This window comes from Mesorhizobium qingshengii (assembly GCF_900103325.1).
GTDB classification, from domain to species: Bacteria; Pseudomonadota; Alphaproteobacteria; order Rhizobiales; family Rhizobiaceae; genus Mesorhizobium; species Mesorhizobium qingshengii.
This window is the reverse complement of record NZ_FMXM01000033.1, coordinates 1-13579: the sequence shown is the minus strand read 5'-3', so window position 1 is coordinate 13579 and position 13579 is coordinate 1. Positions and strand designations below refer to the sequence as shown.

15 protein-coding genes are annotated in these 13579 nt (G+C 62.6%); 12 read left to right on the top strand and 3 right to left on the bottom strand.

Annotated features, from left to right (window positions below; translation table 11 throughout):
• The first annotated feature begins 151 nt into the window (after positions 1-151).
• The 6 genes from BLS48_RS31595 (at position 152) to BLS48_RS31570 (ending at position 5266) form a co-directional block, all read left to right on the top strand.
• Positions 152-538: a DUF302 domain-containing protein gene (locus BLS48_RS31595; RefSeq protein ID WP_091586143.1), complete on the top strand. Its 387-nt coding sequence runs from the start codon at positions 152-154 to the stop codon at positions 536-538.
• A 35-nt stretch (positions 539-573) separates the two neighbouring features.
• On the top strand, positions 574-2427 hold the full coding sequence (locus tag BLS48_RS31590) for a heavy metal translocating P-type ATPase (RefSeq protein WP_091586141.1): 1854 nt from the start codon (positions 574-576) through the stop codon (positions 2425-2427).
• 27 nt (positions 2428-2454) lie between these two features.
• Entirely contained in the window at positions 2455-2904 is a 450-nt protein-coding gene (gene trxC / locus BLS48_RS31585; protein ID WP_091586185.1) for a thioredoxin TrxC, read from the top strand.
• 13 nt (positions 2905-2917) lie between these two features.
• The gene (locus BLS48_RS31580) at positions 2918-4168 is read left to right on the top strand and encodes an MgtC/SapB family protein (protein WP_091586187.1); all 1251 of its coding nucleotides are present in this window, start codon (positions 2918-2920) and stop codon (positions 4166-4168) included.
• Positions 4169-4256: 88 nt separating this feature from the next.
• Positions 4257-4643, top strand: coding sequence for a hypothetical protein (locus BLS48_RS31575; protein ID WP_091586139.1), 387 nt, complete (start codon positions 4257-4259; stop codon positions 4641-4643).
• Positions 4644-4675: 32 nt separating this feature from the next.
• Positions 4676-5266, top strand: a complete 591-nt coding sequence (locus BLS48_RS31570) for an NAD(P)H-dependent oxidoreductase (RefSeq protein WP_091586137.1) — start codon at positions 4676-4678, stop codon at positions 5264-5266.
• A 17-nt stretch (positions 5267-5283) separates the two neighbouring features.
• Here the strand turns inward: BLS48_RS31570 and BLS48_RS31565 are convergent, their stop codons facing one another.
• Both BLS48_RS31565 and BLS48_RS31560 read right to left on the bottom strand, forming a co-directional pair.
• Positions 5284-6267, bottom strand: coding sequence for a zinc-dependent alcohol dehydrogenase family protein (locus BLS48_RS31565; protein WP_091586183.1), 984 nt, complete (start codon positions 6265-6267; stop codon positions 5284-5286).
• A gap of 262 nt (positions 6268-6529) precedes the next feature.
• The gene (locus tag BLS48_RS31560; RefSeq protein WP_091586135.1) at positions 6530-7027 is read right to left on the bottom strand and encodes a cupredoxin domain-containing protein; all 498 of its coding nucleotides are present in this window, start codon (positions 7025-7027) and stop codon (positions 6530-6532) included.
• 262 nt (positions 7028-7289) lie between these two features.
• Between BLS48_RS31560 and BLS48_RS31555 the strand changes: the two genes are divergently transcribed.
• From BLS48_RS31555 to arcC, 6 genes are all read left to right on the top strand, one after another.
• On the top strand, positions 7290-7568 hold the full coding sequence (locus BLS48_RS31555) for a PepSY domain-containing protein (RefSeq protein ID WP_091586133.1): 279 nt from the start codon (positions 7290-7292) through the stop codon (positions 7566-7568).
• 43 nt (positions 7569-7611) lie between these two features.
• Complete coding sequence (locus tag BLS48_RS31550; protein ID WP_091586131.1) at positions 7612-8142, top strand: cytochrome b/b6 domain-containing protein; 531 nt, start codon at positions 7612-7614, stop codon at positions 8140-8142.
• A 290-nt stretch (positions 8143-8432) separates the two neighbouring features.
• On the top strand, positions 8433-9899 hold the full coding sequence (gene arcD, locus BLS48_RS31545) for an arginine-ornithine antiporter (RefSeq protein WP_091586129.1): 1467 nt from the start codon (positions 8433-8435) through the stop codon (positions 9897-9899).
• Between the two features lie 13 nt (positions 9900-9912).
• Positions 9913-11127, top strand: a complete 1215-nt coding sequence (locus BLS48_RS31540; protein ID WP_091586127.1) for an arginine deiminase — start codon at positions 9913-9915, stop codon at positions 11125-11127.
• Positions 11128-11144: 17 nt separating this feature from the next.
• A complete protein-coding gene (gene argF, locus BLS48_RS31535; protein ID WP_091586125.1) occupies positions 11145-12146 on the top strand; it encodes an ornithine carbamoyltransferase in 1002 nt (333 codons plus the stop codon).
• A 1-nt stretch (position 12147) separates the two neighbouring features.
• On the top strand, positions 12148-13065 hold the full coding sequence (gene arcC / locus BLS48_RS31530; RefSeq protein ID WP_091586122.1) for a carbamate kinase: 918 nt from the start codon (positions 12148-12150) through the stop codon (positions 13063-13065).
• Positions 13066-13105: 40 nt separating this feature from the next.
• On the opposite strand, the gene BLS48_RS31525 is transcribed toward arcC, so the two are convergent.
• A complete protein-coding gene (locus BLS48_RS31525; protein ID WP_091586120.1) occupies positions 13106-13354 on the bottom strand; it encodes an exopolysaccharide production repressor protein in 249 nt (82 codons plus the stop codon).
• Positions 13355-13579 lie beyond the last annotated feature (225 nt).

The following is a 13579-nucleotide window of genomic DNA, read 5'->3' as shown; positions in this document are numbered from 1 at the left end:
CCTCCAGTTCGCAGCTATAGTCGCCAGTCGATCTTGCCCGTTCATTGCGTTGGATCAAAGCCTTCTCCAGAGATCGCGATTAACTGTTTCATGAGTTCGAGGCGGCCGTTGGCGAAGTGGCGAGCGGTCAGGATTGGCGATTGGAGAGTTGATGAGCTACTATTTCAGCAAGACCGTCGACATGCCGTTCACCACGGCGATCAACCATGTGACCAACAAGCTCGCAAACAAGGGTTTTGGCGTCCTGACGTCGATCGATGTGCAGCAGGTGATGAAGGCCAAGCTCGGCGTCGATTTCAAGCCCTACGTGATCCTTGGCGCGTGCAATCCGCATTTTGCGTGGCGTGCGCTTCAGGCAGAGGACAAGATCGGAACCATGCTGCCTTGCAATGTCATCGTCACGGAGATCTCCCCAGGAAAGGTGGAGGTCGCGGCAGTCGATCCTGTGGCCTCGATGGGCGCTATCGACAATCCCGGACTGGCCGGCATCGCGAACGACGTGCGACGTCTGTTGCAGGACATGGTCAGCGAACTCTAGCGCCGATTGGCTCGATCGGGACCGGGAGAAATCTCATGAACGAGTCCGGCCTCAGACGAGCGTTGCTGGTTATTGCAGTACTGGGCCTGGCCGTGGGCATCGGAGTTTGGCAAACCGGCCTTGGTCCCGTTGGCGCAGATACGATCTGGGCGGTCGCGACCTTGCCAGTGGTGGCCGCGCTCGCCATTTCGATACTACGCGATTTCTGGATCGGCCGCTTCGGCGTCGATGCAATCGCGCTGGTGTCGATGTCCGCCGCGCTGTTGCTTGGCCAGCCGCTGGCCGCTGTGGTGGTCGCGATCATGTATGCCGGCGGCACAGTGCTCGAGGATTTTGCCCGCGGCCGTGCCGAGCGGAACCTCAAGGCACTCACCGACCGGTCGCCGCGTGTCGCACATCGCAAGTCGACACATGGAACAGAAATCATCCCCATCGGAGAGGTCGTTGTCGGTGACGCTCTCCTGGTGCGTGCTGGCGAACTGCTCCCCGTCGACGGTATCCTGCTCGATACTTCGGCCTCGCTCGACGAGTCCGCGGTGTCCGGCGAGCCATTGCCGGTGCTGCGCAGCGCTGGCGAAACGCTACGCAGCGGCACGGTCAATGCGGGCGAGACCTTCAGCATGCGGGCTTCTGCCCTGGCGGAGCAGAGCACTTATGCAGCGATCGTGCGCATGGTCGCGGCGGCGCAGACCGTCAAAGCGCCTTTTATTCGCATGGCCGACCGCTTCGCCCTGTTCCTGTTGCCGGCCACCTTGCTCGTTTCCGGCATCGCGTGGTTTATCTCTGGCGATCCGATCCGGGCGCTTGCCGTGCTGGTTGTCGCAACGCCCTGCCCGCTCATTCTAGCTGCCCCCGTTGCCTTCATCGGCGGTGTGTCGCGCGCCGCGCGCGGCGGCATCCTGATGAAGGGCTCGACGGCGTTGGAGGCCCTTGCTCAGGTTCGGACCGCGATCTTCGACAAGACCGGCACCTTGACCATCGGTGGTGCCGAGCTCATCGAGATCGAATCGGCACCTGGCCGCGGCACCGACCATCTGCTGCGGCTGTTGGCATCATTGGAACAAGCCTCGCACCATGTGCTTGCCGACTCGATCATCCGGGCGGCGCACGGCAGGCATCTGGTGCTTTCGCATCCACATGATGTCCGCGAGCATCGCGGTGCGGGCCTGAAAGGCCGGGTCGAGAACATGTCGATCGCGGCGGGATCGCGGGCTTTCGCGCTCGCCGACAAACCCCTGCCCAACTGGGCGAAAAACGGTGAAGATCGGTATCGGGACGCGCCGGTGTTGAGGGTTTTTGTTACGCTCGGCAAACACCTTGCCGGCGTTTTCACCTTCGGCGATGCACTGCGTGCAGATGCGCACGACGCGCTCGCCAATCTGCGCTCGGCCGGCATCACGCGCATGGTCATGCTGACAGGTGACGATGGTGCGACGGCAAAGCGTATTTCTTCCATGCTGGATCTGGATGTCATCGTCGCCGATGCCATTCCCGCGGACAAAGTCGCGACGGTCGAGGCCGAGAAGGCAACGGCGCCAACAATGATGGTCGGCGATGGCATTAACGATGCACCTGCCCTCGCCGCCGCGACGGTCGGCATCGCCATGGGCGCGCGCGGGGCGACGGCCTCTTCCGAGGCGGCGGATGTCATTATTCTCGCCGACCGGCTGAAGCCTGTTGCCGAGGCGGTGCGGATTGCCCAACGTACGCGCGCGATCGCCCTGCAAAGCATCGTTGTCGGGCTCGCACTCTCGGCCGTTGCGATGGTTGCGGCGACCATGGGGCAGATCACGCCGGTGGCAGGCGCATTGCTTCAGGAAGGGATAGACGTGGCGGTTATTCTCAACGCGCTGCGCACCCTTGGCGATGGGCGTCTCGGGCGCGCATAGTAGCCGATCGCAAATCGGGAAATGGCCATGGCACAGCAGAATTTGGTGGTTTGCAGCAAATGCGGCGGGGTCAACCGCCTGCCGCCGGGCCGCGATGCCGGGGAGGCTAAATGTGGAAAGTGCGGGACCAGATTGTTTTCGGGGCACCCTCAGGACGTCGACGCCGAGATCTTCGATCGGCAGATCACCCGCAGCAGTATCCCCGTCGTCGTCGACGTCTGGGCACCATGGTGCGGCCCGTGCAAGATGATGGCGCCGGCATATGAGGCGGCGGCGAACGAACTGGAGCCGCTTGTTCGCCTGATCAAGCTCAATTCCGACAATGAGCAGGCTGTGGCGGCAAGGCTCGGCATTCGCAGCATCCCGACGATGATCCTCTTTCATGGCGGGCGCGAAATCGCGCGCGCATCCGGCGCAATGACGGCAGGCCAGATCGTCAGGTGGGTTCGCGACCGTCTGCCGACGGTTGCCGCCTGAAAGCTGCCGCACCATGGATCCGCTCATCGCCCGGCTCGGACTGGCCCTGGCCATTGGCCTGCTCGTCGGACTGGAGCGCGGCTGGCGTGAGCGGGATGCGCCCGATCGCAGCCGCACTGCCGGCATTCGCACCTTTGGCATATCCGGCCTGCTCGGCGGGATTCTGGCCGCACTCGCCGAAGCGCTCGATGCGGTATCGGTGCTGGTCGGCGGGTTCATCGCCTTCGCCGTGATCTTCGCCTGGTACAAGGCGCGCGAGGCTGCCCATGACGAGGATTTCAGCGTCACGAGCGTGATCGCCGGCCTCGGTGTTTTCGCGCTTGGCGCGCTTTCCGTCGCAGGGGATTACAGAGCAGCGGCTGCCGGTGGAGCGGCGCTGGCAGCAATTCTTGCCAGTCGCGAAATCTTGCACGGCCTGCTGCGGCAACTGACATGGATCGAACTGCGATCGGCGCTGATCCTGGCGGTGATGACGGCGATCGTGCTGCCCTTGCTGCCGAACCGAACGTTGGACCCCTGGGGTGGTTTCAATCCTTGGGAGGCCTGGTTTCTCACGGTGCTGATGGCCTCGATATCGTTCGCCGGCTATGTCGCTGTCCGCGTGCTTGGCACCAAGCGCGGTCTGCTCGTCAGTTCGCTTGCTGGTGCACTGGTCTCGTCCACCGCCGTAACCGTGGCGCTCGCCCGCAACGCCGCGTCGGCAAGCAATCCACTGCCGCTCGCAGGCGCGGCATCGCTGGCGGCCATGGTTTCGATGCTGCGTGTCTGCGTCGTGGTTCTGATCATCGAGCCAAGCGTGTTCGCTTCCGCCGGCGTTCCGGCGATTGCCGCGACGCTCGCCTTCGCTGCCTGCGGAACATTGCTTTTGGCTCGCGACAGCGGGAATCGCGAAGGCGGCACGATCGCGCGCAATCCATTTGAACTTGGCCCGTTGCTGCTCTTCGCCTTGCTCTTTGCCGTCGTCGCGACCGCAAGTGCCGCGCTGGCCGCGCAATTCGGCGGGCGCGGCTTGCTGGCGAGTTCGGCATTTGCAGCCACGTTCGATGTCGATGTCTCGGTGCTCGGCGCGTTGCGCCTCGTCAAACACTCGGTCCCCGTCGCAACGGTGGGCCAGGCGGTGCTGGCGGCTCTGGCAGCAAATGCGATTGGCCGCCTGCTGCTCGCAATCTCCGCCGGTCCGGTCCGGTTCTGGTTGCCATTGGCCGGCGCAACCCTGATCGCCGCGACCGTGGGCACTTGCGCCATGCTGTTGACCGGCCTTTGATGGGAGCGAGGTTCTCAGGTCTCCTTTGATGCGGATCAAGGGCCAAGGCCGGCCACCGTTCTATGGAACTCCGTGAAAGGAGTTCTCCATGACTGATTTGAAGGACCTTACCCCGAAATTCCGCAATGTCCGGCTGCTGCTCGCGCGCGAGAAAGGCCATCCGGAAGGCGACCGTGAGGAGGGCTATGACGTGCTCGCTCCGCTGACCGGCGAAGGCCGGATCGATGCCGAGGAATGGAAGTCGCACAAGGCCTCCTGCCGCGTGCGCCGGTTTCGCACCGGCGAAGACGATCTGATCGGCCGGCTCCGCCGCAAGCCCGGTGGACAGTGGTATTTCGACTACGCCGAAGGCGATCGTGACGATGAGATCGGCTTTCATCTCGGCGAAGAACGGTTCGTGACCGGTGAGTATGTGTCGATCGAGCGCAACGGCGCCATGCATACCTACCAGGTGGCACGGGTCGAACGGCCTTGATGCCTCGCGACCAGGCTCCCTGGAAGTGAATCATGCCGCGACGCATCCTCATCGTAGTCGGTCATCCCGACCCGTCCCCGGACCGGCTCTGCCGCGGTCTTGCCAAGGCTTATGGCGAGGGCGCGGAAAAGGCCGGGCACGCCGTCCGTTGGGTCGATCTGGCAGCGCTTGATTTTCCCATGCTGCGGACAATGCAGGCGTTCGAACACGGTTCGGTTCCAGACGAGCTGAAGGACGCGGCCGAGGGCATCGTCTGGGCCGAGCACATCGTCTTTGTCTTTCCTCTGTGGCTCGGGACCATGCCGGCCATGCTCAAGGCATTTCTGGAACAGGTGATGCGGCCGGGAACGGCCTTTGCCTATCCGGACAAGGGCGGCGGTTTTACCAAGACATTGCTTCGTGGCCGCTCGGCGCGCGTCGTGGTGACGATGGGCATGCCGTCCGTTCTTTACCGGCTATGGTTCCTCGGACATGGTCTCGCCGGCATGCGGCGAAGCATCCTCCATTTTGTCGGCATCAGTCCGGTGCGCGAGACTTTGTTCGGCATGGTCGCTGCCGCCAGCGACGCAACCCGCGCGAAGTGGATCCGGCAAATGCGTCGACTGGGTTCACGGGCCAGATAACGTTCGTTGAATGTCAATCACGGCACCAGGACGGCGGCGCCGCTCAATCTCCCTTCCCTCAGATCGTCCAACGCCTGATTGGCCTGTTCCAGCGGATAGACCTTGGTGTGCGTGCGAACCTGCGCGCGCTTCGCTATGGGAAAGAACTCTTCCGCGTCGCGGCGGGTCAGGTTTGCCACCGACACCAGTTCACGCTCTTCCCAGAGCAATTTGTAAGGCATCGCTGGGATGTCACTCATGTGAATGCCGCCGCAAACCACGCAGCCACCCTTGCGGACAGCACGAAGCGCAATCGGCACCAAATCACCGACAGGAGCGAAGATGATCGCGGCATCGAGCTGCATGGGCGGAAGTTCATCCGAACCACCCGCCCAGGTCGCTCCGAGCGAGCGCGCAAATTCCTGTGCTTCCTTGTCACCCGGCCGGGTGACAGCGAAAATCTCACGACCTTGCCAGATCGCGATCTGGGCGACGATATGCGCGGCGGCGCCGAAGCCGTAGATCCCGAGCCGCTTGCCGTCACCGGCTTTCTTCAGGCATCGCCAGCCGATCAGGCCAGCGCAAAGCAACGGAGCTTGCGATACGGGCTCGGCATCCGGGTCCAGATCGAAGGCGAACCGCGCGTCGGCAATGACATGGCTGGCGAAACCACCATCGCGTGTATAGCCGGTGAAGTCTGGCTGGTCACAGAGATTTTCGCTCCCGGCGGCGCAGTAGGGACAATGGCCGCAAGTATGCCCGAGCCAAGGCACGCCAACTCTGCGCCCGACCCTGGAACGGGTGACGCCTTCGCCAACCAAATCGATGATGCCGACGATTTCGTGCCCCGGGATGAGCGGCAGTTTCGGATGAAGCAAATCTCCGTCAACCACATGCAGATCGGTTCGACAAACCGCGCATGCCTCGACCTTCAGCCTGATCTCGCCCGCGCCAGGCATGGGATCGGGCCTGTCGAGAAGTTTCAAGGGGGTGCCGACGCTTTCGAGCACCATTGCTCTCATGACGCGCTCCATGTTGCCCGGAAACAAACGAAAGTGGATTACGATCCACTTCCTCCGCCATACCCGAAATCAGGCGACGGTGATGCGATCTTCAACCGCGGGAACGCCGGGCACTGCCCACATAGCCCGTTCCGTCGAGCGGCGTTCTGCCTGACGGTTGACTTACCGTCGTGCAGTCCACCGACGAGGCTGGCCATCCCGGCAAGCTCTCGAAAACTGCGACAGTCGCAGGCTCGGGCCAAAGCGCTGCCGGGTTCAGGGCCTATGGATCGACGGTGAATTCGGCCCACATACCGGCGCCAAAGTGGCCTGGCACGTTGCAGATAAGCAGGTATTTCCCAGCCTTCAGTTCGACGGTCAATGTGCCTGATTTGCCGGGATCGAGTTCTGAAACCTCACCCTTGTCGCCAGCCTTGTCTTCGTCAACCCGTTTCTCCGCATCGACATAAGGAAGCGGCTTGGTTGGATCGGCCATATACATCACGATCATCTCGTGAACGGTGTCCTTGGAGTCATTCTTCACATTGAACGTGACCTCCCCGGCCTTCACCGCACCGGGTGAAACCTTGATGCCCATGGTCGCCTTGGTGAGATCGAGTCCTGGCGTTGCATAGGCGAGACCCGTCGGCATTTCCGCACTCGCACCCTTGTCCCAGAGCGAGACCTGGACAAGCGCAGCCGCCTGGACCGCGCCAACACTGCCGACCATCAGCATTGCGGCGGCAAGCCCGAGCGCCGCTCTCCTCGATATGGTTTTCATTGACGATCCTCCTTCAGGACGACAGCACAAGCGCTCTACATCCCGGCCGTCATCCTGCTCGCGGCGTTACCCGCCGTCCTTGCGCCAGATCAAACTCGCCGGCGGCAAGCCGGATCGGCGGCGACGATGCGGCTGTCAGCCAGTTGTCAGGTTGAATTGGTTATGCCGCACCAATGACGGTCGTCTCGCCGTCTGACTGAACCGATCGAAATCCACCCCCCAAAGGCGCATTACCGCGCCCAACCTCACGAATGGAGCCTTCATGTATCGCACACTCGTTATAGCCGCTCTCGCCGGCATGGTTGCAGGACCGGCGCTCGCCGCCGGTGGCAGCTGCAGCACCGCCCCGAAATCACAGTTCAAGCCCAAGGCAACGCTCGAGGCGCAATTGACCGGTGAAGGGCTTACCGTCCGCCAGATCAAGGTCGAGAAGGGCTGCTACGAAGTCTACGCGGTCGACAAGGCCGGCAAGAAAGTGAACCTGGCCTACAATGCCGAGACCCTTGAAAAGCTCGACAATGCCGAAGCCGGCGAAAACTGATCGGAACGTATCGGTAGCCGCGGACGCGCAGCCATCTCCGGAGATGGTGCGCGTCTGGGACCGAATCGTGCGGAGCTTCCACTGGGCGCTGGTGCTCAGCTTCATCACGGCCTGGCTCACCTCCCATTCCTCGGAGGACCTTCACCATTGGGCTGGCTACGCCGCTGCAGGGCTGGTCGCGATGCGGCTCTTGTGGGGCGTTCTTGGCACGCCCTATGCGCGCTTCTCGCAATTCGTGCGTGATCCGGTGACAGTCCTACGCTACCTCGTGGCGTTGCTGAGCGGTCGCGAAGCCCGCTACATCGGCCATAACCCGGCCGGCGGCGCAATGGTGGTCGTGCTGATTGCGGCGATGGGTTCGACCGCCCTGACCGGATGGCTGATGACAACGGACGCCTATTTCGGCGTGTCGTGGGTCGAGGCGGCGCACAGCCTTGCCGCGCATGGCCTGCTCGTGCTGGTCCTCTTCCATATAGGTGGCGTCGCGCTGGCAAGCTTTCGACATCGTGAAAACCTTGTCCGGGCCATGATCACGGGGCGAAAACGCAAAGCCGAGCCGGCGGACATCGCCTGACGATCCGTCGACGCGCCAGCCCCGATTCGCCTCCCAACGAACGACGGGCGCATGTCGGTCGCCCGTTGTTCGGCAGGATCGCGAGAGCCAGCGACGCCACACGGGCGAAGTGGATCGGACAAATGTACAGGCCAGGGTCAGCGAGCGATTTGCGCGGCGACTGGAAATCGGAACGGCAACGTTGAGCCGTCATTGCCGCGCCGCGGACGGATTTGACCCGCATCAAAGCTCCTATTCCCATTTCCTGTTCAATACCTCCCATCAAGGTCTTCGAATTTTGGGAGCGCATCATGAGCACGGCTGGAATCAACATCCCTGTCCCTAGAGCCACTACCTCGGCATCGACGAAGCTTCGACTTGGTTCCCTCACCGCACTGGTGATCGGCTCGATGGTCGGCTCCGGGGTGTTCAGCCTGCCGCAGAACATGGCCGCCGGCGCCGGGCCTCTTGCCATCCTGATCGGCTGGGCCATCACCGCCGTCGGCATGCTGGCGCTGGTCTTCGTCTATCAATCGCTTGCCACCCGCAAGCCTGAACTCGACGCCGGGCCCTACGCCTACGCCAAGGCCGGCTTCGGTCCTTTCATCGGCTTCAACAGCGCCTGGGGCTACTGGATCAGTGCCTGGGTTGGCAACGTCTCCTATGCCGTGATCGTATTCAGCGCCCTGTCTTATTTCTTTCCGGCTTTCGGTGACGGAAACACCTGGCAAGCAGTGCTCGGCGCATCGATCCTGCTGTGGCTGATCCACATCCTGGTTCTCGCCGGCATCCGGCAGGCGGCGGTCGTGAACCTCATCGTCACGGTGGCAAAGATCGCTCCGATCGTCCTGTTTGTCGGGGTTGTTGCCGTCGCTTTCAAACTGCAGGTCTGGTCGCTCGACTTCACCGGTCTGGGCAACGCCAGTCTCGGCTCGATCACCGCACAGGTGAAGAGCACGATGCTGGTGACCTTGTGGGTGTTCATCGGCATCGAAGGTGCCAGCGTATTTTCCAGCCGGGCCGAGCGCCGCAAGGACATCGCCACGGCGACAGTTCTCGGCTTCTTCACTTGTCTCGCGCTGTACGCCCTGGTGTCGTTGCTGTCGCTGGGCATCCTCAGCCAGCCTGAACTCGCTGCGCTCAAGAACCCGTCCATGGCAGGCGTGTTGGAGGCGGTTGTTGGGCCCTGGGGCGCTATTCTCATCAACATCGCGCTTGTCGTGTCGGTGGTTGGCGCCTTCCTGAGCTGGACGCTGCTTGCCGCCGAAATTCCGCATGTCGCCGCCAAGGACGGGACGATGCCGAAATTCTTTGGCCGCGAAAGCGACCGTGGCGTGCCGTCAACCTCGCTCCTGATCACCAATCTGCTCGTCCAGGCATTCCTGGTGATCACACTTTTCGCGCAAAGCACCTACCAGGCGCTGTTTTACATCGCGTCGGCCGCGATTCTGGTGCCCTACATCTTTTCAGGGGCCTACGCGGCCAAGCTGGCGCTGACCGGAGAGAGCTACGAGAGCGGCGAGCAACGCGCCGGTCCGCTCTTCGCCGGACTGCTGGCTACGGTCTACGGGCTGTGGCTCGTCTACGCGGCGGGCCCCGCATACCTGTTCATGTGCGCGATCCTCTATGCGCCCGGCATCCTCTTCTACATCTGGGCGCGCCGCGAAACCAATCAGCGCGTGTTCCATCCTGCCGAAGCGGTACTCGCCGCAGCCCTCGTCGCCGTCGCCATTCTCGCCGTTTACGAGATGTGGACCGGCGCCGTCAGCCCGCTGTGAGAGGATTGACGCAATGACAAGCTTGGGTGTCCATTCCGAAGTCGGCCGTCTGCGCGAGGTGATGGTCCATCGTCCGGATCTCAGCCTGCGCAGGCTGACGCCGGAGAATTGCAAGGCGCTGCTGTTCGACGACGTGCTGTGGGTCAAGCGGGCCCGCCAGGAGCACGATGTCTTCGTCGATGCGTTGCGCGAACGCGGAGTGCTGGTGCATTCCTTCGGGGAACTGCTGACAGAGACGATGAGCCAGGCCAAGGCCCGTGACTGGCTCCTCGACCGCCGGGTTCATCCCGGCGTCGTCGGGCTGGACATGGTCGATGAGATGCGCGGATGGCTCAATGAGATGCCGTCGGAGCAACTGGCGACTTATCTTGTCGGCGGCATTGCCCGGGCGGAGCTTCCTTTCGAGCCCAAAGGCCTGACCGGAAGGACGCTTGCCCCCCAGGATTTCGTGCTGCCGCCGCTGCCAAACCAGCTTTTCACCCGTGACAGCTCATGCTGGATTTACGCTTCGGTTTCGGTCAACGCCATGTACTGGCCCGCCAGGCGCCCGGAAGCGGCCAATGTCGAAGCCGTCTATCGCTTCCACCCTCGCTTTCGCGACAGCGGCGTCCCCTTTGTTTCGCCGGATTTGGGAACAGGCACCAGCCTCGAAGGCGGTGATGTCATGCCGATTGGTGGCGGAACGGTTCTCATCGGCATGGGAGAGCGCACCACGCCCCAAGCCGTGGGCGACCTCGCCCGCAGCCTGTTCGCAGCCGGCGAAGCCACGCGTGTGATTGCCGCGCTGATGCCACGGGACCGCAGTTTCATGCATCTCGATACCGTCTTCACTTTCTGCGACCGCGATTTGGTGACCATGTATCCGCCAGTGGTCGAGCGGCTGCGCACCTTCTCGCTGCGCCCAGGCGACGGAAAGTCGGCGGTTGAGGTCACCGACGAGAAAAAACCGTTCACCGAGGTGGTTGCGGAAGCACTTGGGTTGAAGTCGCTGCGGATCATCGCCACGGGCGGCGACCGCTACGAGGCCGAGCGCGAGCAATGGGACGATGGCAATAATGTCGTTGCGGTCGAGCCTGGTGTGGTCATCGGCTACGACCGAAATGTCTACACCAACACGCTTCTGCGCCGCGCGGGAATTGAAGTGATCACGGTCGAGGGCGCCGAGCTTAGTCGCGGTCGCGGCGGCGGGCACTGCATGACCTGTCCGATTGCCCGTGACCCGATCTGACCCGAAAGGAAATCCCCATGTCGATCAATCTTCACGGTCGCTCCGTGCTCACGCTGGACGATCTCACGGCCGACGAGATCCGATTTCTCCTGAAACTGGCCGCCGATCTCAAGGCCGCCAAGCTCGCCGGGCACGAGATGCCGCGTCTTGTCAGGAAGAACATCGCGCTGATCTTCGAGAAGGATTCGACGCGCACGCGGACGGGGTTCGAAGTGGCGGCCTATGACCAGGGCGCCCACGTCACCTATTTCGGCCCCACTGGCAGCCATATCGGCCACAAGGAATCGATGAAGGATACCGCCCGCGTGCTCGGCCGCATGTACGACGCGATCGAATATCGCGGCTTTGGCCAGCACCAGGCCGAACTGCTCGCCGCGCATGCCGGCGTGCCCGTTTACAACGGCCTCACCGACGAAGCGCATCCGACGCAGATCCTCGCCGATTTCATGACCATGCGCGAATTCACGCACAAGCATCTCTCGGACATGACCGTCACATTCGTTGGCGAAGGGCGCGACAACGTCGCGCTGTCGCTGGCGCTGGGTGCCGCCAAGGTCGGCATCGACATGCGCATTGCCTCGCCAAAGGACCTATGGCCGGATGAAAAATTCTGCGCCCATGTTCGGGAGCTGGTGGAACGTAGCGGCGGCCGCTTCCGGCTCGACGAGGACGTGATGAGTTGCGTTCAGGATGCCGATTTCATCTACACCGACGTATGGATGTCGATGGGCGAGGACAAATCGGGCTGGGCGGAGCGCATTCGCCTTTTGAAGCCATATCGTGTCACCAGCGAGGTGATGGCTGCCGCCGGCAACCCCCACGTCAAGTTTATGCATTGCCTGCCGGCATTCCACGATACCGAGACAGAGGTAGGTGCCTTCGTCGCGAAGGAATACGGGATCGACTGCATGGAGGTCACCGACGAGGTGTTCGAATCGGCTGCCTCGATCGTCTTCGACCAGGCGGAAAACCGCATGCACACCATCAAGGCCTTGCTCGTCGCCACGATCGGCAACTGAGATGCGTATCGTCGTTGCGCTCGGCGGAAACGCACTGCTGCGTCGTGGAGAGCCGATGACCGCCGGGAACCAGCGCGCCAACATCATGCGCGCCGCCTCGGTGCTCGTCGAACTTGTCGTCGAAGGGCACTCGATCGTGATCACGCACGGCAATGGACCGCAGGTGGGGCTTCTGGCCCTGCAGGCGGCGGCGACCTCGGATGGCGGCACATTTCCACTGGACGTGCTCGGTGCCGAGAGCGCCGGCATGATTGGCTATGTGATCGAACAGGAGCTCGGCAACCTCCTCAGGCAGAGGCTGTTTGCGACGCTGCTGACGCAGGTGAAGGTGGATCCGCACGATCCGGCCTTCGCTCATCCGACGAAGCCTATCGGCCCGGTCTACGACGAGGCAACGGCCCGCAAGCTTGCCACCGAACGCGGCTGGCAGATCGCGCCCGATGGCGACAAATGGCGCCGCGTCGTGCCCTCGCCCAAGCCGCTGGCGATCCTGGAAGCATCCGTGATCTCGTTCCTGATCGAACGCGACGTCATCGTCATCTGCACCGGCGGCGGCGGCGTTCCGGTGGTAGCGCGGGACGATGGCAGTCTTTGCGGCGTGGAGGCCGTTATCGACAAGGATCTGGCAAGCTCGCTTCTTGCCCGCCAGTTGAAAGCCGACATGCTGCTGATGCTGACCGATGTCGACGCCGTCTATGTCGACTATGGAACCACCGCCGCTCATGCGCTCGGTCGAGTGACGCCCAGGGAGATGTCCGGGCGGAATTTTCCCGCTGGCTCCATGGGACCGAAGGTCAGTGCCGCAATCGAATTCGTTGAAGCGACCGGCAGGCCAGCCGCGATCGGCAAGCTTGATGACGCCGTCGAAATCGTCAGAGGAAATCGCGGCACTTGGCTCGAAGCCGGCGGCCCGCTTTGAAGCGCCGGACGACGGATGAGTCACGCAGTTTGGCCTCGCCCTAGAAAAGCGTGCCGTCGTGATGGAATGGCCGGGCATGGCTGGGAGACGCCGAGTTTGTCGCGGCGTCCGCCGTCCCGCGTTTGTAAACCAGGCGTATGACAAAGGCGAAGTATCCGACCTGCAGCAGCACCAAGTCGACAATCGCCCAGCCTAGTGCGCTCCAGATTGAACCGGTTGCCGTGTAGGCCCAGAGGGCCACGATGCCCGACGTAAAGAACATTCCCACCAAAAATTGCGGAAGATACATCGCTGCCCACCAGCCGTTCCGATGCAAGGGTTCGAAGCGACTCGCCTTGCTATCGCCCAGAGCAAAGGAGGGTTTTAGCGATCGGAAGTGCCTGGCCGCTTGATATGAATCAACAAGCCGGACGGCCAGACTAGGTAGTTTCCCGTAGGGACATAACCGAATTTCGCCACCCACGGATTCGCGCGATTGCTGTGTCGCGGATCAACCGGGAAAACAGCCATGCAC

What these genes read in the sequence shown, in the direction of transcription:
- BLS48_RS31595 (WP_091586143.1), top strand. Translation starts at nt 152, where the DNA reads ATGAGCTACTATTTCAGCAAGACCGTCGACATGCCGTTCACCACGGCG.
- trxC (WP_091586185.1), top strand. Translation starts at nt 2,455, where the DNA reads ATGGCACAGCAGAATTTGGTGGTTTGCAGCAAATGCGGCGGGGTCAAC.
- BLS48_RS31555 (WP_091586133.1), top strand. Translation starts at nt 7,290, where the DNA reads ATGTATCGCACACTCGTTATAGCCGCTCTCGCCGGCATGGTTGCAGGA.
- arcC (WP_091586122.1), top strand. Translation starts at nt 12,148, where the DNA reads ATGCGTATCGTCGTTGCGCTCGGCGGAAACGCACTGCTGCGTCGTGGA.
- BLS48_RS31540 (WP_091586127.1), top strand. Translation starts at nt 9,913, where the DNA reads ATGACAAGCTTGGGTGTCCATTCCGAAGTCGGCCGTCTGCGCGAGGTG.
- argF (WP_091586125.1), top strand. Translation starts at nt 11,145, where the DNA reads ATGTCGATCAATCTTCACGGTCGCTCCGTGCTCACGCTGGACGATCTC.
- BLS48_RS31525 (WP_091586120.1), bottom strand. Translation starts at nt 13,354, where the DNA reads ATGTATCTTCCGCAATTTTTGGTGGGAATGTTCTTTACGTCGGGCATC.
- BLS48_RS31570 (WP_091586137.1), top strand. Translation starts at nt 4,676, where the DNA reads ATGCCGCGACGCATCCTCATCGTAGTCGGTCATCCCGACCCGTCCCCG.
- arcD (WP_091586129.1), top strand. Translation starts at nt 8,433, where the DNA reads ATGAGCACGGCTGGAATCAACATCCCTGTCCCTAGAGCCACTACCTCG.
- BLS48_RS31550 (WP_091586131.1), top strand. Translation starts at nt 7,612, where the DNA reads ATGGTGCGCGTCTGGGACCGAATCGTGCGGAGCTTCCACTGGGCGCTG.
- BLS48_RS31580 (WP_091586187.1), top strand. Translation starts at nt 2,918, where the DNA reads ATGGATCCGCTCATCGCCCGGCTCGGACTGGCCCTGGCCATTGGCCTG.
- BLS48_RS31565 (WP_091586183.1), bottom strand. Translation starts at nt 6,267, where the DNA reads ATGAGAGCAATGGTGCTCGAAAGCGTCGGCACCCCCTTGAAACTTCTC.
- BLS48_RS31560 (WP_091586135.1), bottom strand. Translation starts at nt 7,027, where the DNA reads ATGAAAACCATATCGAGGAGAGCGGCGCTCGGGCTTGCCGCCGCAATG.
- BLS48_RS31575 (WP_091586139.1), top strand. Translation starts at nt 4,257, where the DNA reads ATGACTGATTTGAAGGACCTTACCCCGAAATTCCGCAATGTCCGGCTG.
- BLS48_RS31590 (WP_091586141.1), top strand. Translation starts at nt 574, where the DNA reads ATGAACGAGTCCGGCCTCAGACGAGCGTTGCTGGTTATTGCAGTACTG.